General features: G+C 53.0%; 19 protein-coding genes. 5 read left to right on the forward strand and 14 right to left on the reverse strand.

Translation table 11 applies throughout. The features are described from left to right. The first annotated feature begins 44 nt into the window (after nt 1-44). On the forward strand, nt 45-1,550 hold the full coding sequence (gene rsmF, locus J0A66_RS04040) for a 16S rRNA (cytosine(1407)-C(5))-methyltransferase RsmF (protein ID WP_241264011.1): 1,506 nt from the start codon (nt 45-47) through the stop codon (nt 1,548-1,550). Between the two features lie 276 nt (nt 1,551-1,826). On the opposite strand, the gene J0A66_RS04045 is transcribed toward rsmF, so the two are convergent. The 8 genes from J0A66_RS04045 to J0A66_RS04080 all read right to left on the reverse strand — a co-directional run bounded on the left by J0A66_RS04045 (nt 1,827) and on the right by J0A66_RS04080 (nt 10,468). After that, nucleotides 1,827-2,345 (reverse strand): gamma carbonic anhydrase family protein, encoded by a 519-nt coding sequence (locus J0A66_RS04045; protein WP_206572510.1) that lies wholly within the window; start codon nt 2,343-2,345, stop codon nt 1,827-1,829. Continuing rightward, the gene (locus tag J0A66_RS04050; RefSeq protein WP_206572511.1) at nt 2,345-3,211 is read right to left on the reverse strand and encodes an acyl-CoA thioesterase domain-containing protein; all 867 of its coding nucleotides are present in this window, start codon (nt 3,209-3,211) and stop codon (nt 2,345-2,347) included. Before J0A66_RS04050 ends, J0A66_RS04045 begins: the two co-directional genes overlap by 1 nt. Then, nucleotides 3,208-5,034 (reverse strand): protein kinase domain-containing protein, encoded by a 1,827-nt coding sequence (locus J0A66_RS04055; RefSeq protein ID WP_206572835.1) that lies wholly within the window; start codon nt 5,032-5,034, stop codon nt 3,208-3,210. The genes J0A66_RS04050 and J0A66_RS04055 overlap by 4 nt, the downstream gene beginning before the upstream one ends. A gap of 10 nt (nt 5,035-5,044) precedes the next feature. Next, complete coding sequence (locus tag J0A66_RS04060; RefSeq protein WP_206572512.1) at nt 5,045-5,887, reverse strand: 23S rRNA (adenine(2030)-N(6))-methyltransferase RlmJ; 843 nt, start codon at nt 5,885-5,887, stop codon at nt 5,045-5,047. Nucleotides 5,888-5,996: 109 nt separating this feature from the next. Then, a complete protein-coding gene (locus J0A66_RS04065) occupies nt 5,997-7,607 on the reverse strand; it encodes a dihydrolipoyllysine-residue acetyltransferase (RefSeq protein ID WP_206572513.1) in 1,611 nt (536 codons plus the stop codon). Nucleotides 7,608-7,617: 10 nt separating this feature from the next. Further along, nucleotides 7,618-8,595 carry an alpha-ketoacid dehydrogenase subunit beta gene (locus J0A66_RS04070; RefSeq protein ID WP_206572514.1) on the reverse strand — a complete coding sequence of 326 codons (978 nt, stop codon included), beginning with the start codon at nt 8,593-8,595 and terminating at the stop codon, nt 7,618-7,620. Between the two features lie 3 nt (nt 8,596-8,598). Beyond that, a complete protein-coding gene (locus tag J0A66_RS04075) occupies nt 8,599-9,783 on the reverse strand; it encodes a thiamine pyrophosphate-dependent dehydrogenase E1 component subunit alpha (RefSeq protein WP_206572515.1) in 1,185 nt (394 codons plus the stop codon). A gap of 217 nt (nt 9,784-10,000) precedes the next feature. Then, nucleotides 10,001-10,468 (reverse strand): hypothetical protein, encoded by a 468-nt coding sequence (locus tag J0A66_RS04080; RefSeq protein WP_206572516.1) that lies wholly within the window; start codon nt 10,466-10,468, stop codon nt 10,001-10,003. A gap of 187 nt (nt 10,469-10,655) precedes the next feature. On the opposite strand from J0A66_RS04080, the gene J0A66_RS04085 reads away from it, so the two are divergent. Next, the gene (locus tag J0A66_RS04085) at nt 10,656-14,663 is read left to right on the forward strand and encodes a rhombosortase-dependent M36 family metallopeptidase (RefSeq protein WP_206572517.1); all 4,008 of its coding nucleotides are present in this window, start codon (nt 10,656-10,658) and stop codon (nt 14,661-14,663) included. A 142-nt stretch (nt 14,664-14,805) separates the two neighbouring features. Here J0A66_RS04085 and purC read toward each other — a convergent pair whose 3' ends face one another. From purC to dapA, 3 genes are read right to left on the reverse strand one after another with little or no spacing between them, the layout of a single operon-like run. Further along, complete coding sequence (purC, locus tag J0A66_RS04090; RefSeq protein ID WP_206572518.1) at nt 14,806-15,519, reverse strand: phosphoribosylaminoimidazolesuccinocarboxamide synthase; 714 nt, start codon at nt 15,517-15,519, stop codon at nt 14,806-14,808. Nucleotides 15,520-15,537: 18 nt separating this feature from the next. Beyond that, nucleotides 15,538-16,644: an NlpB/DapX family lipoprotein gene (bamC, locus tag J0A66_RS04095; RefSeq protein ID WP_206572519.1), complete on the reverse strand. Its 1,107-nt coding sequence runs from the start codon at nt 16,642-16,644 to the stop codon at nt 15,538-15,540. 9 nt (nt 16,645-16,653) lie between these two features. Then, a complete protein-coding gene (gene dapA, locus J0A66_RS04100) occupies nt 16,654-17,535 on the reverse strand; it encodes a 4-hydroxy-tetrahydrodipicolinate synthase (RefSeq protein WP_206572520.1) in 882 nt (293 codons plus the stop codon). Between the two features lie 205 nt (nt 17,536-17,740). Between dapA and J0A66_RS04105 the strand changes: the two genes are divergently transcribed. Together J0A66_RS04105 and bcp are read left to right on the forward strand one after the other, a co-directional pair. Continuing rightward, on the forward strand, nt 17,741-18,268 hold the full coding sequence (locus tag J0A66_RS04105; protein WP_206572521.1) for a glycine cleavage system transcriptional repressor: 528 nt from the start codon (nt 17,741-17,743) through the stop codon (nt 18,266-18,268). A 7-nt stretch (nt 18,269-18,275) separates the two neighbouring features. Next, nucleotides 18,276-18,740: a thioredoxin-dependent thiol peroxidase gene (bcp, locus tag J0A66_RS04110; RefSeq protein ID WP_206572522.1), complete on the forward strand. Its 465-nt coding sequence runs from the start codon at nt 18,276-18,278 to the stop codon at nt 18,738-18,740. A 20-nt stretch (nt 18,741-18,760) separates the two neighbouring features. Here the strand turns inward: bcp and J0A66_RS04115 are convergent, their stop codons facing one another. After that, nucleotides 18,761-19,837: an AI-2E family transporter gene (locus tag J0A66_RS04115; RefSeq protein ID WP_206572523.1), complete on the reverse strand. Its 1,077-nt coding sequence runs from the start codon at nt 19,835-19,837 to the stop codon at nt 18,761-18,763. Then, complete coding sequence (locus J0A66_RS04120; protein ID WP_206572524.1) at nt 19,837-20,064, reverse strand: sulfurtransferase TusA family protein; 228 nt, start codon at nt 20,062-20,064, stop codon at nt 19,837-19,839. The genes J0A66_RS04115 and J0A66_RS04120 overlap by 1 nt, the downstream gene beginning before the upstream one ends. A 297-nt stretch (nt 20,065-20,361) precedes the next feature. On the opposite strand from J0A66_RS04120, the gene bepA reads away from it, so the two are divergent. Beyond that, complete coding sequence (bepA, locus tag J0A66_RS04125; protein WP_241264034.1) at nt 20,362-21,762, forward strand: beta-barrel assembly-enhancing protease; 1,401 nt, start codon at nt 20,362-20,364, stop codon at nt 21,760-21,762. On the opposite strand, the gene J0A66_RS04130 is transcribed toward bepA, so the two are convergent. Then, on the reverse strand, nt 21,748-22,218 hold the full coding sequence (locus J0A66_RS04130) for a peroxiredoxin family protein (protein WP_206572526.1): 471 nt from the start codon (nt 22,216-22,218) through the stop codon (nt 21,748-21,750). The genes bepA and J0A66_RS04130 overlap by 15 nt on opposite strands. Nucleotides 22,219-22,252 lie beyond the last annotated feature (34 nt).

Here is a 22,252-nt window from a genome sequence, read left to right on the forward strand (position 1 = left end):
CCTGGATCACCTTAGTCAAGCCTCACTGAGCAGGGCAAGTATTGATGTTCACCGCAAAGGCGAAAATTGCCTATAATGCCTGCGCTTTTATCCAGTCAGGTTTCCCCATGCAGCATCCGGTTATTCCACAAGCTTACCTCGATAAGGTCACCCCCCTTCTTGGTGACGAGGCCACCCTGCGGACATTTATTGATTATTGTCAACGTCCTCTTAGACGCAGCATCCGGGTCAACACCCTGAAAATAACCCTGCCCGATTTCACAGAAAGGGCGCAGAAGCAGGGCTGGCAACTAGAAGCTGTGCCCTGGTGCAAGGAAGGTTTCTGGTTACAACGGCCCGCAGAGCAGGAAAACCTGCCGCTGGGCAATACGGCAGAGTTCCTGGCCGGCATGTTCTACATCCAGGAAGCCAGCTCCATGTTGCCGCCGGTTGCGCTGCTGGCCGGTGAATCAGGGACAACTGATATAAGCAGGGTTCTGGATATGGCTGCAGCTCCGGGCTCCAAGACCACGCAGCTGTCGGCCAGTATGAATAATCAGGGCCTGTTGGTGGCCAACGAGCTGTCCTCCAGCAGACTCAAAGTGCTAAATGCCAGCCTACAGCGCATGGGCGCGATGAATGTTGCTATGAGCCATTTCGAGGGGCAGGTTTTCGGACAATGGTTACCAGAGGGTTTCGATGCGGTATTACTGGATGCACCCTGTGGCGGAGAGGGTACGGTCCGTAAAGATCCACTGGCATTACAGAACTGGTCCGAAGCGGCCCTGCACAAACTCGCGGCCGTGCAAAAAGAACTGATGGACAGCGCCTTTCATGCGCTCAGACCCGGCGGTGTGCTGGTCTACTCCACTTGCACCCTGAGCGTGGAGGAGAATCAGCAAGTGGTCAATGCCTTGCTGAACCGTTATCCGCAAGCCCTTGTGGTGGAATCCCTGGCAGGTCTTTTTGACGGTGCAGACAAGGCGGTGACCCCGGAGGGCTACCTTCATGTCTGGCCTCAGCTGTTTGACAGTGAAGGCTTTTTTGTCGCCAGATTGCGTAAAACTCAAAGCCGGCTCCGACCCGAGAGGCAAAAGCGCACCGGCAAGTTTCCCTATGTGCCGGCAGCCAGGCAGCAAACTGACGAGATCTGTCACTATCTTCAGCGAACCTTTGGCTTAGTCTTGCCTGAGCAGCACAGATTATTCAAACGGGATAATGACTTCTGGTTATTCCCCTCCCCACTGCTTGAATGGATGGGGCAGTTCCGCTTCGATCGCATGGGTATCAAGCTCGTTACCGCCCACAGACAGGGTTTCAGGCTGACTCATGAAGCGGCCATCGCTTTAGGTAAGCAGGCGGTAACAGGCCGGTACGAACTCAGCCCCGAGCAGTTGGAGAGCTACTATCAGGGCAAGGATCTGTTTGTCGAGGTTCCCCCTCCACAGGGAGAACTGTTATTGATGTTTGCAGGATGTGCAGTTGGATTGGGCAAGGGGCTGAATAACAGAATCAAGAACAGTCTGCCCCGGGATTTGGTCCGCGACGGCCGTTTGGTAGGCTGGGTATAAATCTGTGGATAAACCCTGAGCAAGCTGTTGCCAACCTCTGTCCCAAATTACCTGAATTTTCACCTAAGCTACTGAAAGTCATAGAGAATTTAAATCAAGTAAAATTTTGTTTAAATTTCGTACGACCATGTTCTACAATTACGGTCCGGCTTGAAAAATTGTTTGGTGCTTCTCCATTTTCCAAGCTATGAGTTAGCGCACGGCTCGTTACGAGCCATTCCCCTAAGCCCAGGACCCTCCCCGGGTTCCTGGGTCTTTTTTTACCCCGCCCACTTTCTAGACAATGACCAATCCGGAGTTGTAGCGTCTGGCGTTGTCGACATAGTGTTGCGCCGAGTTTTCCAGCATTCTGCGCTGTTCCTCCGTGACCTGACGGATGACCTTACCAGGACTGCCGACCACTAACGAGCCGTCGGGGATTTGCATGTTTTCCGTGATCAGACAATTGGCGCCGATAATGCAATATTTGCCTATCCTGGCGCCGTTAAGTACAACGGCGTTGATACCAATAAGGCTGTAGTTCCCTATTTCGCACCCATGTAACATAACCTTATGGCCGACGGTCACGCCCTTGCCCAGAGTCAGCGGCACACCTTCGTCCGTATGCAGTACGCTTCCGTCCTGGATATTGCTTTGTGCACCGATGCGGACAGGCTCGTTATCACCCCGAATAACCGCATTGAACCAGACGGAGGTCTCTTGTTCGAGGATCACCTGGCCAATCAGATGCGCGCCAGGTGCAATGTAGGCGGTTCCATGGACTTCAGGCTGTTTGCCGGACAGACGATATAGCATTACTCCTCCTCCACTTTTCTCATCAGACCCTCCTGCATGGTCGAGGCCACCAGCTCTCCCTGCCGATTGTAGATTTGCCCACGTACCAGCCCTCTGGCATTACCGGAAAAAGGACTTTCCATGCAATAGAGTAACCAGTCGTCAAAGCGAAACGGACGATGGAACCACATGGCATGATCGATGGTGGCCATGCGCACCGAACGGTTCATGATAGACACGCCGTGGGGTTGCAGCGCAGTCACCAGAAAATAATAGTCTGAGGCATAGGTCAGACAGGTCTGATGCTGATCGAGCTCATCGTTCAAATCATTGCTGGTCCGCATCCACACATAACGGGTGGGCTCCATGATTTTCGGATCCATGGGGTTAACGCTCTGTACCGAACGCATATCGATAGGTTTATGGTAAGCCAGTTTCTCCACCATGACGGGGGGCAGCTTGTCCATCATGTCTTCGTAAAAACGAATGTCCGGCTCCAGGCTCTCTGGCGCAGGAACTTGCGGCATGGGTGCATGCTGATGGCTCAGACCTTGTTCCGGAAGCTGAAAAGATGCCGTCATATAGAATATGGTCCTGCCGCCCTGGATTGCCTTCACCCGTCGGGTGCAGAAACTGCGCCCATCGCGCATGATTTCCACATCATACACCACCGGAAGATGGGCATTTCCCGGCAGCAGGAAGTAACAATGCAGGGAATGGGCAATTCGCTCGTCTTTGACGGTCCGCTGAGCGGCGGCCAGCGCCTGCCCCATGACCTGGCCGCCAAACAGGGCACGAAAACCCAGGTCCCAGCTCAGGCCGCGGTAAAGCCCCTCCTCCAGTTTTTCCAAGGTCAAAAGTTCAGTCAGTTTAATATCCTGGGTCATAATTGTTTTTCCAACGGATTGCGGGGATAAAATTTGTCCGGCAGGACCCCAATATGTTCGAAAAAACGGGTGTCTTTATAGGGCAGCTTCATAAAGCCCGATATACCCAACCCGTCTATCAGCGGAATGGACCGGATAAGCCCATCCAGGATGCTCCTGAATTCCTCTTCACGATCGTGATCCAACAGGGTGTAATAACTGTGAACCTTCATGTTGGTGGGCAGAGCTTCAAAAATAATACAACCTGTGTGATGAATATCATTCAGCCTGGCAATCAGCTCCAGAATGGTCGGCGGCAATTTGAGAAACTCGTCCGGATCTTCACCGTCTTCAAAGTAGGAGTGCATGCGACTTTGCTCCTCGACCACCGAGATCCTGCTGATGTCATAGGGGATGTGCATGCCTGCTGCAGGCGTAAACGGCTGCTCCGGCGAAGGCCTGTCCAGATGCAGGGTGTCCCTGGCGTTAAACATGCAGCTTTTGAATACCCCCACCCGGTGGATAGCCCGGGCCAGCGTGACCATGTTGTTGACCGAAATCTCAAAGGAACGCTTCATTGAGGGGTCATACAGATTCAGACTGGAATCGATGTAGATGCCTTCCGGATGCCAGCGCACCGCAAGGCCACCCACTACCGGATACTTCCCCAGCCGGCTGACGGCTGAAACGAAAGCCTTTTCGGTTTCCCCCATCCCCTGCATGTAGTTCTTGTAATAACGCTCAAACTGTTCATCGTTGAGGTAGCGCAACTCATCTTCCACCGATTCGACCCGCAGGAAAGATTTCCTTGAGCTGTATACCACGGTATCGATGGGCTTGCTGGTTTTGTGGCTCCAGCAGGGAATCACTGGCTGATAATCGCTTTGCTCAGGGCCACTGAACACCAGATTGCGCATATGCCGCATATTGGCAAGGAAGTAATCCCCTCCCCTGCGGCGCTCCTGTGCATCGTCACTCATCATTGCCATCAGGGTTCTGGCCAGCTCTCTGGGCAGGCCCAGGGCATTTGGGGTAATGACCTTACGGCCAAACCGGCAGGATTGCCCGGAAGCCAGCGCATAGAGGGTACTGGCTACCCCCTGCTCGTCAAACCTTGGGCTGGACAGGGCACCGTCCATTTGTTCGTCGCCTATAAAGTAAACATCGCCCAGCCTGGCATTGGTCTGCTGCAGGTCGCTGGACATAAGATCCATCACATTGGCCCCCACATAATTCCCCTGCGCATCCAACTGGGCAAAGACCGACGATCCCCAGTCAATCAGGGCAATATCCTCCGACTGTTCATCGAACACCAAATTGGAGGGCTTAATGTCACCGTGGACTATAGGTTTGTCCTGTCCCCTTGCCTTGTGTTGCCTGAGGGCCAGCAATATGTCCGCAAGCTGGCCGGCAATCCTGGTCACCAACCTTGGTGATAAGGGGCCTTTTTGCAGGGAAACCTGCTCCAGATCCAGCCCTTTGGCCCGCTCCATTACCAGGATGGCCTGTTTCTTTATACGCTGGAATTCTTCCAACTGCGGTACCCTGGGATGATCGACCTGACTGAGCATATAGGCTTCTTCTTCCAGCCTATCCTGGACGTGCTGGGGCAGATTCACCCTGGAAAACTTGAAAACCAGTTGTTGATTCCGCTCACTGATTCCCCCAAAGGCAAAACCGAAGGCACCCTTGCCAATCAAATCTATGTTCCGGTATCCCAATAACTCCAGTTGTTCGATACAAAGATTAATCCAGTCTTTGAGCTTCTGGGCATCCTGATGGGACAGCAGATAAATGGATTGCTCATCCGGGATATAGAAATGCTTAAGCTTGGAATCGGGCATTGACATCAGATCAGCCTGCGTTGATCAGCCAGCGCAATGAATACTGCCCTTCAGGACCGGTTTTCAGGGTCTGCGACAGCTCGGGTAGCAGCGCCTGCACCTGCTGGTCAAACTGCCAGGGAGGATTAACTACCACCAGGCCGGAGCCATACATGCCCACCTCCTCATTCTGAGGTTGTACGATAAGCTGAATATCCAGCACGCTGGTAAAAGGAGGCTTGCTGAATGCGGTAAGCATGCTGTTGCTGCGGTCACGCTTCTTTGCCAGCAAGGGATACCAGATGGCGTAGATGCCTGTTGCCCAACGCTTCACGGCCAGGGTTACCGTCTTGACCACCTCCTGGTAATCGGACTCCAGCTCGTAGGAGGGATCTATTAGTACCAATCCTCTTGCCGGCTTGGGAGGACACATAGCCACCAGTCCCTCAAAGCCGTTACGATGATGGATATGAGCCCGGCTGACCCCTTTGAAATTACGCTTCAGATTCTGAATCTCGTTGTTATGCCATTCCATCAGATGCAGGCTGTCCCGAGCCCTGCAAAGCCGATTGGCGATCTCCGGTGAGCCTGGATACCGGTTTTGCTGACGATAATCCTGCATTAATTTGAGATAGGCCTGAACCTGCGGGTTTGTACTCTTTGCATCCAGCATTCTGTCGACGCCGCCTTGGTATTCCGCCGTTTTTTGCGCCTGCTCGCTGGTCAAATCATACCAACCTGCTCCACTGTGGGTATCCACATAGACAAAGGGTTTATCTTTCTCGGCGAGCTTTTCAAGCAGCAGCATCTGGCACAGGTGTTTGAGTACATCGGCATGGTTGCCGGCATGATAGGCGTGACGATAACTGAACAAATAAACGCTTCCGTAGACATTAACTGAAGCAAGTGTAAGGGATTTTAACTTTCTCTGACACTGCCGTTATCAGGCAGACAGAGAAAACCCGCCTGAGGGCGGGTTGTCATTACTTCATCTCGGATAACATGCCAAGCGGATTTTCCAGGTAGGACTTCCACAAATTGGAGAAGCGTACCATGGTGGCGCCATCGATAATCCGATGATCCCCTGACCAGCTGATATGCATGATATTGACGGCTTTGACATTGTCATTTTCATCGAAACGCGGCAGACGCTGGATCTTACCCAAGGCGACAATGGCCGATTCGGGTTTATTGATCACAGGCACCGCTACTGTGCCACCAATCACCCCGACATTGGAGATGCTGATAGTGCCCCCTTTGAGATCCGAATTGGGCAAGCGTCCTTCCCGGGCCAGCTCCACCAATCGGTTCGCTTCCCTGGCGACCTCAAACAGTGACAAGTTCTGCACCCCTTTGATATTGGGCACAAGCAAACCGATTTTTGAATCAACCGCCATGCCGATATTATGATCGTCAAAATAAGTCAGTTCCGTGCAATCTTCATTGACCTGACTGTTGACTATGGGGAATTGTTTCAAAGCCAGTGACAATGCCTTAATGATAAAAGGCATGAAACTCAGCTTGACGCCCTTCTTCTCAAACTCCGGTTTGAGTTGGCTGCGCGCCGCCATCAGGGCGTCCATTTCGATTTCGTCGCTGACGGAAAAGTGCGGAATACTGAAGACAGATGCGGCCATCTGCTTGGCCATGGCTGCGCGGATACCGCGAATGGGCTCAGTGCGTTTACCGCCTGGCACTGATTGAGCAGAAGCCTGGTCAACCTGTTGGACGGGGCGCTCCGTCTGGCCCCGTTCATTCAGGCTGAGCAGATCCTGTTTCAGTACCCGGCCCTTCTTGCCACTGCCTTCCACTGCAGTAAGATCCATCTCCAGCTCTTTAGCCAGTCTACGTACCGCCGGGCTGGCCAGCGGCTTGTCGGGATTGATCCATCTGGCTTCATGTTCTCCGCCGCTGAACTTAATGTTGCGGTCGCTCTTATTGCCTGTGGCCGTGGCGGTCTGCAACGGCGGGGCGGACCTGGCTTCTGAAGGGGCTGCGTTGTCTTCTGACTGCCCATCACCGGCTGTCCCTGCCACTTCGATGGCAAACAAGGGAGTATGCACCTTGGCAATCTCACCTTTTTGGTAATACAGCTTAACCACTTTGCCGGAATATTTGGAAGGAATCTGTACCAGCGCCTTGTCGGTCATTACATCGGCAACAGGCTGATCTTCGCTGATTTCTTCCCCTTCCGACACCAGCCACTCGACCAGTTCACATTCGACTATACCCTCGCCGATATCGGGCAGGATAAAGTCCTCCACCTGCCCACCGGTGTTCACTGTTGCTGACTGCTTCGGATCGGCTTCCCGGGCAATATCGCTCTTCTGCTGCTCTGCCGGTTGCTCCGTTTCCTCCCCTTGCACTTCCATGGCAAACAGAGGCTCATGGACTTTGGCAATGTCCCCTTTGCGGTAATAGAGCTTTTTCACCACGCCAGAATGCATGGCGGGTATCTGTACCAACGCCTTGTCGGTCATCACATCGGCAACGGGCTGATCTTCGGCGATGGTGTCCCCTTCTTTGACCAGCCATTCAACCAGTTCGCATTCCACAATGCCTTCACCGATATCGGGTAAAATAAAATCTTTCATAACCAATATCCTAGTAATGCACGGTGCGTTTGATTGCCTCGAACACCTTAAGGTGATCGGGCATGTATTCTTTTTCATGAGCCAGTGGATAGGGCGTATCCAAACCGCAAACCCGGGTGATGGGGGATTCCAGGTTCAGAAAGCAGCGTTCCTGTACGGTGGCGGCGATTTCGCTGGCAAAGCCGCCGGTAAGCGGCGCCTCATGGGAAATCAGCAAGCGGCCAGTCTTGGCCACTGAGGCACAGACAGTTTCCACATCCCAGGGAAGAATGCTGCGAAGATCGATAATTTCGCAGGAAATACCCTCTTTCTCAGCCAATTCGGCGGCTTTATCCATAATCTCCATCTGCGCGCCCCAGGCCAGCAGGCTGATATCAGCCCCCTCTTTTGTCACTTCCCCCTTACCGATGGGCAATTCGTAATCTTCCTCAGGCACCTCCCCCACAGAAGCCCGATACAATCGCTTGGGCTCCAGGAACAATACGGGGTTATCATCACGAATTGATGCCAGCAACAGCCCCTTGGCCTGATAAGGATTTCTTGGGATCACAATCTTCAAGCCCGGCGTATGAGCAAAATAGGCCTCTGGTGATTGGGAGTGGTAATGTCCACCCGCTATGCCTCCCCCATAAGGGGTCCTGATGGTCAGAGTGCCGCAACTGAACTGGCCTCCTGAACGATATCGCCACTTGGCTGTTTCGTTGACTATCTGATCGAAGGCAGGAAAGATGTAGTCGCCAAATTGTATTTCAGCCACCGGCACCGACCCTTGGGACGCCAGACCGTTGGCAAAGCCGATGATGCCCTGCTCGGTCAAAGGGGTATTGAAACAGCGGGCCCTGCCGAATTTTTCCTGCAGATTACTGGTAGCCCGGAAAACGCCACCGAAGTGACCCACATCCTCACCGAACACCATCACCTTCTCGTTCTCTGTCATGGCGATAATCAGGGCGTTGTTGATCGCCTGTAGCAGATTCATCTTGGCCATAACTTACAGTCTCCCCGAGGTTTTTGGATAGGCGTCCGGATACTTGGCAATATGTTCCTTGAGCTCGGCCAGTTGCTCCTTGAGGTGCCAGGGCGCTTCGTCATACACATCTTCGATAATTTCATCGACCCGGCAGATGGGCACCTTCTCCACCCGTTTGAGTTCCTGCAGCACTTCCTGGCGCATGCTTTCCACGTCTTTGGCCTCCTGCTCCTCATCAAGCCAGCCCCTGGCCTTCAACCAGTTACCCAGTCGCTGAATCGGGTCCTTGGCCTGCCAGCGGGCTTCTTCGTCCTTGGAACGATAGCCTGTGGGATCATCAGAAGTGGAATGGGCGGCCAAGCGATATGACATGGCTTCGATCAGCACCGGGCAACTCTCGGCCAGGGCAATTTCTCTGGCCTGTTTGGTGGCGGCATAGACGGCAAAGGCATCGTTACCATCCACCCGGATAGTCTTGATGCCATAGCCCAGCCCGCGGGAGGCGATACCGTCACCGGCGAACTGCTCCTCCGCCGGCGTGGAGATGGCATATCCATTATTGCGACAGAAGAATATAGCCGGACAATTCAGTACCGCCGCCATATTCAGTCCTGCATGAAAGTCACCCTCGGAAGCCGCCCCTTCACCAAAATAGCAAATGGTGACAGCGGGTTCGCCAGCCATCTTCTGACCATAGGCGTAGCCGGAGGCCTGGGGAATCTGGGTGCCCAATGGAGAGGATATGGTCATAAAGTTCAGTTCCTTGGCCCCATAGTGTATGGGCATCTGGCGGCCCTTATTAGGCTCTTTTTCATTGCTGAACATCTGGTTCATAAAGGCTTCTGTGCTGTAGCCACGATACGCCAGAGCGCCCTGTTCGCGATACTGGGACATAATCATATCCTGGGGCTCGAGGGCTGCTGCGCTGGCGGTACTGGCGGCCTCTTCGCCGGTGCTCGCCAGATAGAAACTGATCCGTCCCTGGCGCTGGGCCGCCACCATACGTTCATCCAGCACGCGGACAAAACGCATGGTCTGATAAATTTTCAGTACCTGCTCCTTGTCAAGAGCGGGTACCTCGGCCTCCTTGTGGACAGTGCCATCAGGCTGCAGAATCTGCAGCATGGGAATATCCACAATGCCTTTATCTATAATATTGACTTGGTGACTGAGACGGACGTTAGAAAGATGATTTCTGTCTTTCATGGATTGCCTCTGAAGAGGAACCGGGTGCAGAGGGCACCGGTGCCGGATTGATCGATGGCAATATACTAGTAGAGGATGCCCGGCGGAGCATTGCTTTTTAAGGAAGCCAGACTCCGACCTTCAGGAAAAACATTCCCCTTATAGCCATCGGGTTGGGATAAAGCTGCTAATTTTTACAAACTGGCGACAGTGGCATAACAGGGTTGAAACATTTTTCTTAGTATTCGGCCGGTTCCCGCCCTGATAAATATTGCAGTTGCAGTTCAACCTGACTGAATCTGGGATCCTGTTTCAACTGCTGGTAAAGCGCATACATATTTGCCTGTTGGTCCAGCACCCTGATCTCGTATGTCCGGCCAACCAAACTCTTTACCGTGCCTGCAAATGGCAGCGATTCTGTGTCAAGTTCAAAGCCCGGCTTTCCCACCACCACTATGGTGTCTTTGACCAGCGCCTCCTGCCTCACCTGGGGATCATAAACCTTATCGCCAGTTTTAAGCGTGGGGCCAGACAGCCGCATTTTTACGCCGTTGATATTGGCCATTCGTTGGGCAGTACCCCCGTCGTCTGCGGCCTCTTTCACAGCGGGGGAAACCGGGGCTGGATCGGTATTGGGCGCACAAGCGCTAAGCGCCACCATTGCACCCATAGCAATATACCCACAGGATTTCTGTCTTGTATTCATCCTACATTTCCTTCCAGGACGTACTAAATTAGAAACTAATCTTGACAGTTTAGCCAAACCACGAAAAGGGGTGTGAGGTTGCAATTGGCTAATCTATCGAGTTAGATGATAGGTTCTGCCCGGCAGGGCAGGACTATAACAAGAGGCTGGCTTAGCTGGCGACAACAAGTATTTAAAGGGAACATGAATGAAACATTTTCGTCCGACCATGATCGCGACCCTGATCACCTCTGCATTGGCCACAGGGACATTAAGTTCCGCCGCTATCGCCATGACAGACAGAACCAATTTTGACGCCAGCAGCCAGGTTAAAGGTCCCGGGCTGGTCTCTACGGCCCAGAAAGCGCTCGCACAGAGACCAAGTATTTCTGGCGCAAAAAGTCAGTATGATGCCAATCTGGGCAAGGCCACCTTTATCTGGGCGGACGCCAACAGAAGCAGACCGAATCTGTCACTCATTGCCCCTGAGCAACGCAGCCAGTATGCAGCGGAATATTATCTCAACCGGTTGACCGGCATGGGGTCGGCAAAGGCCGGTATCAGCCAAGTGAAATTGCAGTCCCTGCACGATATACAACGTGGAGCCATTGTGGCCAAGTTCCGCCAGAGTATTCAGGGGATTGAAGTCTTCAACCGCGAGTACAATGTGGCCATGGATCGGGAACTGAACCTCGTTGCAGGATCAGGTTACCTGGCTCAAAGCCCGGATAAGCGTAACCTGTTGAAGTTACTGGGCAGCTTTACCAGCGCCGAGATGGCCGTGCAGAAGGCTTTTACTGATTTGGCCGGTGCTCAGGTGAACCTGTACAAAAGCAACGAATCCAACGGCTATGTGCACTTCGAAGCCGAAGCACTGGATTCAGACAAGCAGGTGGTGGGGCAGCCCAGGGCCAAGAAGGTGTTCTACGAACTGAAAGGCAAGCTCGTTGCGGCATATTATGTGGAAGCAGAAATCGCTGACAAGGCCGCAGTCGACAGCCAGTATTTCAGTTTTGTCATTGACGCCCAAAGTGGCGATATTTTATACCGCAAGAACCTTCAGGCACATGCCAATGAATTTACCTACCGTGTTTATGCAGAGAGAAATGGTTATCCCTGGGAGGGTCCCCATGGCGATGTACTGCCGGCGGAAACCCCGGTGCAGATTGACGAAACCGAAATCCTTGAGGCGCCACTGGTAACCCTCTCCCATTACAGAAAAATCAGCACGCAGGATCCCTGGCTTGATGAAGATGCCACCACCACATCCGGCAATAACGTCTTTGCCTACGCGGATGTGGTCGCTCCTCAAGGCTTTACAGAGGGGGATTTCACCGCCGATGTCACCTCGCCTAACACATTTGATTATCAGTTAAGCGACGAGGAATCTCCCAGCAGTATGGGCAATCGGCAGGCTGCCATCGTCAACCTGTTCTATATGAATAACTTCCTGCACGATTTTTATTACGATCATGGTTTTGATGAGGCGTCTGGCAATGCCCAGTTGGATAACTACGGCAGGGGTGGAGTAGAAGGGGATCCACTTGAGGCGCAGGCACAGGATTATTCCGGCCTGAACAACGCCAACATGTTCACTCCGGCTGACGGCGCCAGCCCGCGTATGCAGCAGTACCTCTGGAACAGTAAGGATGCGGTCATCGGTGAAGATTTTGGCGCAACCGTGACCTCACACCCGGAAATAGGCGTATTGGAATCTAGCCAGGTGGCCTCCTTCGGTCCCCAGCAGTACGAACGGTTCTCGGGAAATGTGGCCGTTATGTTTGACGAAGGTGATCCGGAAACCGGACTGAATATGGACGGCTGCAGTGAAGCCACCAATCCGGATCAGTTGGCTGGCAAGATCGCTATCGTCAATCGGGGCGAATGTAATTTCACCGTCAAGGTCCTCAATGCACAAAAAGCCGGCGCAATAGGCGCCCTCGTTGTGAATAACAACGATGATGGTACGCCTGCTCCAATGGGCGGCGAAGATCCAGAGGTGGAAATTGCCAGCGTCGGATTAAATTTTGAAGAAGGTCAGGCAATCTATGATCTGCTTGATATGGAGCAAACAGTGACCGTCGAGATGGTCAACAAGTTCCTGCTTAAGGATTCGACCTTAGACAACGGTATCATCGCCCACGAATGGGGCCACTATATCAGTAACCGTTTGGTCGGCAATGCCTCAGGACTGATCAACTTCCAGGGCGATGCCATGGGTGAAGGCTGGGGGGATTTCCATTCCCTGATGTTTATTGCCAGAAAGTCCGATATTGAACTGCTCAACAATGACCAGTTCCAGCGTGCCTATGCCACCGGCACTTATGTGGAAGCTTTCTGGCGGGGTATTCGTCGTCTGCCCTACTCCACCGATATGGAAATCAACCCCTTGTCTTTCCGTCATATTACTGAAGGAGCCGGCGGTGACATAGGCATCCCCGACACCAGTGTGGAATCCCCTCACGCGGCCGGCGAAGTCTGGGCGACCATGTTGTGGGAAAGCTATGTTGCACTGATCAACAAGCACGGGTTTAACATTGCTCAAAAACGCATGGCAGACTATCTGGTTGCCGGCTACAAACTGACGCCGATCGCTCCCACTTATACGGAAGCAAGGGATGCCATACTGGCGGCAGCCTTTGCCAATGATCAGAATGACTATCGCCTGATGCTGGCGGCCTTCGCCAAAAGGGGAATGGGACTGGGAGCCGTACCCCCGGAAAGATATAGTGAGAACCTTACCGGCGTCACCGAATCCTTTGCTACCGAACTGGCCACCTATACGCTGGCCGATGCAGACATCAATGCCGACTACAACGGTGAGGAGCTTGGCTTTTGCACCAATGACGGCATCCTGGATGTAGGCGAAACGGGAACGGTGAACGTCGCCATCAAAAACGTCGGCAGTGAGACCCTGAATGCTGTCCAGGCACAGTTAGTGGTGACCAGCGATCACGATGTGACTTTCGAAAACAACGGTCTGATTACATTTGATCCGTTGGAACCCTTCGAAACCTCAGCGGCCAAGACTGTCATGCTCACTCTGAATGAAGCCGGTATTGGCGAAGAGCTGGAGATCCAGGTCACCTTCCCGGAACTGGAAGATGGCGACGATATAGTCGAAGCCACGGCGGGCAGCATCAGTGCCCTGGTGAACATGCATTTTGATCCCAGGGAGCCTGTCGATGGCGTCGCTTTTGACGATATGGAGAGCCTCAGTCTGCTGAATGACTGGCAGGAAAATATCATGGAAGGAGACGACCTGGCCGTGGGGACCCGGGTGATCGACACGGATAACACCGGCTTTTTCCAGGGCTACAATCCAGACGTAGATCTTGAAGAACAAACCATGTTATTGCTTAACAACGGGTTCCAGTCAGATGTCGCCTATGAAACAGCCCCATTTACTGTGGGTACGGATGGCGACTTTGAGGTCAGCTTCTGGCATTTCTACTGGCTGGAAAACGGCTGGGACGGCGGTGTGGTGGAAATCAGCGTTAACAACAACGACTGGGTTGACGTCACACAAATGGGTGGTGAGTTCAGTGTTGGATACAATGGGGTCATCATTGACGACTCCTCCGCAGCGTTGTCCGGGCGCGCGGTCTTCACCGACTGGAATACAGATGGCTTCGCCACTTTTGCCGGTAACCGGGAAAGCATCAACTTTGGCAGTGCATTAAATGGCAATGAAGTCAGACTGCGTTTCAGAATCGCTTCTGATGCCACGACATCCGAATTCGGCTGGTTCATCGACAATGTGCAACTGACCAATGTCACCACCCCGGTATTCAGCAATGTGACAGCCGGAGATTCAGCGGACTGTGACAACGCGGCGCCGTTGGTAACAGTTCCTGATAATACGGTAGTGGCAGAAAATAGTTCAGGCACACTTGAGGCTATGGCAACGGACAGAAACAGTGACACCCTTACCTATCAATGGAGCCAGGTAAGTGGGCCTGCGGCCACGTTGACCGAGGCTGACTCGGCTACCCTGAGCTTTACGGCCCCTTCAGTCAATGCCAATGCTGTTCTGGAGTTTCAGGTAACAGTGAGTGACGGCACCACGACCAGTAGTGCCAATTCTACTGTGGTCGTTACCAACCAGAATGACACTACCCCACCCACTGGCGGGGGAAGCAGCGGCGGCAGCATGGGCTGGCTGACCCTGTTACTGGCGCCCTGGGTCCTGCTGCGCAGGCGTTTTCGGGCCTGATTGCCGGCAACCTTTGTAATGGTAAGGCTCCTCAGGGAGCCTTTTTATTGCCCCTTAAAAAGGGGCGGCCCAAGGAGACAAAAAAACCTGCCGCAGCAGGTTTTCTTAAAGGTAATCTCTTATACCAATCGGATTACTGATTTTAATCGAGTTTCACACCCAGACGGCTGGCCACTTCCTCGTAGGCCTCGACGACATTACCCAACCCCTGGCGGAATCTGTCCTTGTCCAGCTTCTTCAGGGTTTCCTTGTCCCACAGACGACAGCCATCGGGAGTGATCTCATCACCCAGCACCACGTCGCCGTCAAACAAACCAAACTCCAGCTTGTAATCGACCAGGATCAGACCCGCTTCATCAAAGAGCTTTTTCAGTACTTCATTGACCCTGAAGGTCAGTTCCTTCATCTTCTCCACCGTCGCATCATCTGCCCAGCCAAAGGTACGAATATGGGATTCGTTCACCATGGGGTCGTGCAAGGCATCATTTTTCAGGAAAAATTCAAAGGTTGGCGGTACCAGTTCCTTGCCTTCCTCAATACCAAGTCGACGCACCAGAGAGCCAGCCGCACGATTTCTGACCACGCATTCCACCGGGATCATGTCGAGCTTCTTGACCAGTGAATCCGTATCACTAAGCAGCGCTTCCACCTGTGTCGGCACACCAGCCGCTTCAAGCCTGGACATAATAAAGTGATTAAACTTGTTGTTAATCATTCCCTTGCGGTCAAGCTGTTCGATTTTTTCGCCATCGAAGGCAGAGGTGTCATTTCTGAAGTGCAATACCAGTCGTTGGGCATCGTCGGTAGCAAATACGGTTTTGGCTTTGCCACGGTACAGTTCAGCGCGCTTTTCCATCTTGTCAGTCTCTTAAAGTTAAATATCCAGGTTGCTGGCGGACATGGTCTGAGAAAATTCAGGGTAGATGCTGGTCAGCAGATCGGCACTTACGGGCTTGCTCTCATCGTCCATCAGGGTAATAGACGTCTTCTCGCCTATTTTTGCCAGCTTGAGGCGATAATCTTCCCGCTCCATCGGCAGGCCTTTGTCACTTCCCCACAACCTGTCCCACCAACTGCTGTCAGGCCCCTCATAGGAAACAAATAACAGCCCATTGGACTTGTCCAAATCTTTTACGTTGAAGCCCAACTTGCGCAAAACCAACTGGGTGCGGGTCCAGGTCATATCATAGTCGCCATCGACCATAAAAGCCGGGTCCCCATCGGCATTGAAGCCCATCTGCATCTCCAGACCCTGCCTGAGCTGCTGGACTCTTCTTGCATCGGCAATCTGGATCTGGGATTCGTAATGACCGATGACCTTGTTCAGCACATCCACTTCATTACGGCGCCTGGCCTCTGCATCCAGGTCTTCTCCCGAGCGCACTTGCTCACCTACGGTTTCCAGGTAATCCTTAAGCTGAACCTTCAGGGCGGCCGTCCGGCCATGGGGTTTCATTTCCAGCAGAAATTCGAACCGACGACCAATACTGCGTTCGGTGGTTGTCCAATCAAACCAGCCGGAATCCAGCTCGGTCTCCATCAGCATCCAGTCGGTGACCAGCCGGCCACTTTGCTTATCAAAGCTGTCCACGCCAATCCCCTGCTCTTCCAGGTAGCCCAGCAGAGAGTTCCACACAGCGGTATCCAGGGGCTGACTGTCGTCCACCTGGTCGAAGAAAATGGTGGCTGAACGCTGCCCCTCTTCAACGTGGGAGCCGGTAACAAGAGGCAGCACCAGGGCAGGAGAAACCACTTCCAGCTTTTGGCCCACCAGGTTGGCGGGGGCGTTCTGACCGATTTTCGGTACCTGATATTCGGAAGATTCAGGAGGGGGATTTAAACCCTGGGGCACCTTAAAATTGACCCGCTGCTGCTCCTGCAGATAGTCGAACTCACCGTTGGCTGTACGACGCTCCAGCGAGGAGCTGCATCCTGCCAGTCCAGTTGCCAGCATTAAAGTCAGCAGAGAAAAACGATACATTGGCACTCCTTAGGAAATTACGCCGGCTTTTTGCATGACTTGTTCGATAGCCTTTTGATGAATGAGTTCCGGCTCCACCATGGGTAATCTAAGCATGGGGCTGGGAAGCAAACCCATCTTGTACAACGCCCATTTGGGCATGACCGGATTGGGCTCGATAAAGAGTGCTTGATGCAGTTCGGCCAGTTGTCCATCAATTTCCCTGGCCAACACAGACTGCCCGGCGGTCGCGGCGGCACAAAGCCTGGCCATTCTGTCAGGCACCAGATTGGCAGTGACAGAAATCACCCCATGCCCGCCCTGCAGCATGAACTCACAACCGGTGGCATCATCGCCACTGAGCAGAATGAAATCTTCAGGTAGCAAGCTTTGCATGGTCTTCAGGCGCTGGATATCGCCGGTCGCATCCTTAAGGCCCACTATACGTTTGTGTCCCGACAATACGGCCACTGTCTCAGGCAGCATATCAGTGACAGTGCGGCCTGGCACATTGTACAGCAGCACTGGAAGGTCTGTGGCATCAGCAACTTTTTCGAAGTGACCTATCAGGCCGCGTTGCTGGGGTTTATTGTAATAGGGAACGACACTGAGCAGCCCGTCAGCCCCCACCTCGGCAGAGGCCTGGCTTAATTCTATGGCTTCGGAGGTGGAATTGGCCCCTGCTCCTGAGATAACAGGGATACGGCCGGCCGCATACTCCACCGTCTTACGCACCACTTGAATATGTTCATCGATAGGCAAGGTTGCTGATTCGCCGGTAGTCCCCACTGCCACCAAGCCATTGGTACCGGCCTTGATATGAAATTCCACCAGTTGCTGCAATGCGGCATAGTGAATTTCGCCATCTTCGGCCATAGGGGTGACCAATGCTACAATACTACCTTTGAACATGCTTGCTCCTGGGAAAATAAGCGCCTAATGGTAATGACCTACCCCCGCAAAAACAAGCGACAATTGCAGTCATGGCAAAGCGCGTCCCGAATGTCGGAAAATTCGCTCGCCGTGGTAAAAAATTAACCCGCTTTGGCAGCCGGCCAATAGAGAAACGGCCAGTTTATGTTAGACTTCCCGCCTTCTGAAAACTCTACAGATTCATATGAAACAGCAACTCATCGTGACCATTCTGGGTACCGACAAAGTCGGTATCCTGAGCACGCTGGCCGCTACGGTTGGCGCCTGTAACTGCAACATACTGGACAGCAGGCAAGCGGTCTACGGACAGGACTTTTCTTTGACCATGATTCTGGAAGGAACCCAGAGTGCCATTATCAAGGCCGAGCTGCAGATACCGCAGGTGTGCCAGCAGAATGATCTGCTGTCCATGATGAAGCGTACCAGACAACATCACAGGCAGGACCTGGCCTACCTGGCAGATGTGGAAGTGTCCGGCGTGGACTTTCTTGGCGTGATTCGTGAAATCACAGCGTTCTTCGCCCACTTTGATATCACCATCAGCGCGTTCAGACAGAATACCTTTCCGGATCCGCAAAGTGGTTCGGAAATGGTCGAATGCAAGATGGTCGTCAGCATGCCAAAGGGCACGGATCTCAATCAGGTCAAAGAGGCATTTGAAGGTAAGCTTGATGAGCTTAACCTGCATGGAACCATTAAGGAAAAACACTGAGGTGACAATGAAAACCATTCAAGCCGGACAGCCGGCCCCCAGCTTTACTCTGCCCGACCAGGACAACCAGCCCGTGTCAGTGGATGACTTTAAAGGCAAAAAGGTATTGGTCTATTTTTATCCCAAAGCCATGACACCAGGTTGCACTGTCCAGGCCCAATGCCTGCGCGACAGCAAAACAGAGCTGGACAAACTGAATACTGTCGTGCTCGGAATCAGCCCCGATCCAGTAAAACGCCTGCCCCGATTTATCGAAAAAGAGAGCCTCAACTTCACCCTCCTATCTGATGAGGATCATCAGGTTGCCGACGCCTTTGGTGTCTGGGGGCCCAAGAAATTCATGGGCCGGGAATTCGACGGGTTGCATAGGATCAGCTTTCTGATTGACGAACAGGGCAAGATCGAAAAAGTCTTCGATAAGTTTAAAACCAAAGATCACCATCAGGTGGTGCTGGATTACCTCAAGGGATAATGCAAAAAGTTAGCAGGCCGTCAGGCCTGCCCTGCCGACTCTTTGAGATGGCTTTTTTCAGACCAGGCGTTAAACACGGCCTTCACCAAGGTTGCCAGCGGGATGGCAAAAAACACCCCCCAGAAACCCCATAAACCGCCAAAGAACAATACAGCCAGAATAATATAGACGGGATGCAGGCTAACCGCCTCAGAGAACAGGAGGGGCACCAGCAGGTTACCGTCCAACGCCTGGATAATGCCGTAGGCGATCATCAGATACCAGAAGTCAGGCGTCAGGCCCCACTGGAACAGCGCCACGATACCCACGGGAAAAGTGACTACGGCCGCCCCTATATAAGGTATCAGCACCGACAGCCCGACCAGCACACCCAACAACAAAGAGTAACGCAAATCCATCAGGGCAAAAGTGAGGGTGGAAACCGTGCCGACAATCAGGATTTCAATCACTTTGCCACGAATATAATTGATGATTTGTCCGTTCATTTCGTGGCCAACTTGTTTGAGCAGTCTCCTGTCCTTGGGCATGATGCCGGAAATATTCGCTAACAGCTCACCTCTGTCCTTGAGGATGAAAAACACCATCAGCGGCACCAGGATAAAATAGATCATCAGTGCCACCAGACTGACGATGGAACTCAGGGACGCGGTGATAATGTCCTCGCCAAGGCCCACCACCCTTTCATTTACTCCCTTCAACGCATTATCTATATCCGTTCGGTACAAAAGTCCGGGGTATTTGTCAGGTAAGGTGGAAATCCAGGCCTGCGCCTCGGACCAGATTTGCGGCAACTCGGTCAACAGGTTGATCCCCTGTCTCCAGACCACTGGCACCAGCCCGATCATTGCCAGGATACAGATGCTGATAAACAATATCAGTACCAGGCTGGTGGCAGTGGTCCTGCCCAACCCCATTGCATTCAGCTTGGCTACCGGCCACTCCAGCAGATAGGCAATAATAATGGCGACCAGGACCGGGGCCAGCATGTCACCCCAGAAAATCAACACCGCAAAGGACAGCACCAGCATAATCAGCAAGGTGGCCGAAGCCGGATCGGAGAACTTACGCCTGTACCAACCGTTAAACAGCTCTAACATCAAATGTCCTTGTGGGTGAAATGAAAATACAACCGACCTGCAATCATAGACTGGGAACTGGCACTGATTCCCCGGCTGCTCAGCCAGCGTATCACATCCTGATTGTCTGCTGAGGCATGTCGCAGGATCAAAGTGAGCTGCCGTCCCGGCGACTGTCCGGCCAACCAGCGTTTGACTTCTAAAAGCGCCAGTGGACAGGTCAGTTCCGAAATATCCAGTGCTTGCAAAAAACAACCTCGCGAATCTGCATGGGCGCTTATCATACCGGGGATAATACAGGCAAAAAACCACAATTTGCTTCCCGGGCCTGATAAAAGAGAGGTATTTTTTCTGTGTACCACCTGGCCATGAGAAATGCCGATTTCATATAACTTGTCGGCAAAAAAATCGGTATAGTTCAGTTATGAATGACTAGGGAACCAATGGGTGATGTTGACGCTCAAAGCCATCCGGACCCCTGATAGAATATGGAAAGTATGTTAAGACGTCTCTTTCTGCCTCTGGTGTTGTTTTCCGGCCTCTGTATGGCCCAGGCCAGACTCGATAACGATAAGAATGAACTCCCCGAAATCGGTGTGGTGGCCTCCAATGCCATCAGTATCGATAAGGAGTTGCTGGTGGGCGAGGCCCTGATGCGACAACTCAGGGGGCAGGCCCCCATCGTCAATGACCCCTTGCTGGAAGAGTATATTCAGGATCTGGGCAACCGGCTGGTAGCACAGGCAGACAATGCCAAATTTCCATTCAAGTTTTTTCCTATTGCCAACAACGAGATCAATGCCTTTGCTTTCTATGGCGGCCATGTGGGGGTGCATACCGGCCTGATAATCGAAGCCCAGAGCGAAAGTGAGCTGGCCTCGGTACTGGCCCATGAAATTGCGCACGTTACACAGCGGCACCTGGCCAGAAGTATGGAAGCCCGGCAACGCACCTCACCTTTGCAACTGGTGTCTATGCTGGGCGGCATGTTGCTGGCAGTGGCCAATCCTGAGGCTGGCATAGCAGCGATAAGTGCCAGTCAGGCAGCGGGTCAGCAGGCCTCTATCAACTATACCCGCAGCAATGAAAAGGAAGCCGACCGGGTGGGCATCGAAATACTGGCCCGGGCAGGCTATGATCCCAGCGCCGCCGCCAGCTTTTTTGGCAAGATGGCAGCCAAGTATCGCCATCAGTCACGGCCGCCGGCATTTTTGCTGACCCACCCCATGCCAGAGAGCCGGATTGCCGATGCCCGCGCCAGACTGTCCCTCTATGAATCGGTACGCCTGCCGCCAAGCTCTTCTTTCCATCTGATTCGTGCCAGGATCCTGGCCCGTTATTCGGACAGCCGCGCTTACAACAGTCAATATTTTCTGACCCAGCTTGATCAGGAGCTACCTGAGGTGGAAAAAAGGGCGGCTCAATACGGACTGGCACTGACCCTGTTGGATACCGAGCAGCCGGACAAGGCCAGACCCATCATTGAAAAGCTGATGGCGGTGGATCCGGAGAATCTTTTCTACCTGGACACCTACACGGATATTGCACTGGCACAGAATAACCCTTCCCTGGCTATCAAGGTGCTGCGGGAGCATATCCAGAAACAGCCCCGTAATCGTGTACTGGCACTGAATCTGGCCAACGCCATGATCAAGGACGGGCAGCACAAGGAGTCGGCGCGGGTCCTCAAAGACTATCTGCTGGTTAACCCGGATCATCTGTTGTCTTATCAGCTGCTGGCAGATGCATATGGGGAAGGACGGCAGATGATGGAGATGCATCAGGCAAAGGCGGAAGTCTATGCCCTGGTGGCTGCCTATACCCGGGCCATCGACGAGCTGCAAACAGCCTATAATTTCACTGCCGACAGTACATTGGAGAAACAGCGTATTCGTGCCCGTATCGATCAGTTTCGCGAGGCGGAAAACCGTTTAAAGAAACTCTAATACCGTATCTAGCAGGCTATCGGCGTGCTGTTCGCCCATCAGTTGTCTCAGCACCCGGCCATCCGGACCAATGATAAAGGTGGCAGGGAGGGCATTCGGCCTTTCAAGTGGAAGCCTGGCGGGCGGTTGTGACAGGATCAGGTCAAAGCCAATCTGATACTTTTCTTTAAGTTTGCTCAGTTCATCATTATTCACTTGATCGAAGCTTGCGCCAAACAGGCGGACATTCTGCCCCTCAATCATCCCCGCAAAGCGATTCAATTCAGGCAACTCCCTAAGGCAGGGGGCGCACCACTCGGCAAAAAAATTGATGACAACTACCTGCCCTTGCAGTTCAGACCAACTGACCGCCTCACCATCCAGCGTACTGAAGTCAGGTTCAGACCAGTGGTAAGCCACCAACCCCGTCACCAAAGCCACCAGCCCCCCTATGACCAAAATAGCTTTTTGCAGCAAACGACTGTCCTCCTAAGGCCCGACTGGTTAGAAT

It is taken from the genome of Bowmanella dokdonensis, assembly GCF_017254865.1.
Classification (GTDB): Bacteria; Pseudomonadota; Gammaproteobacteria; order Enterobacterales; family Alteromonadaceae; genus Bowmanella; species Bowmanella dokdonensis.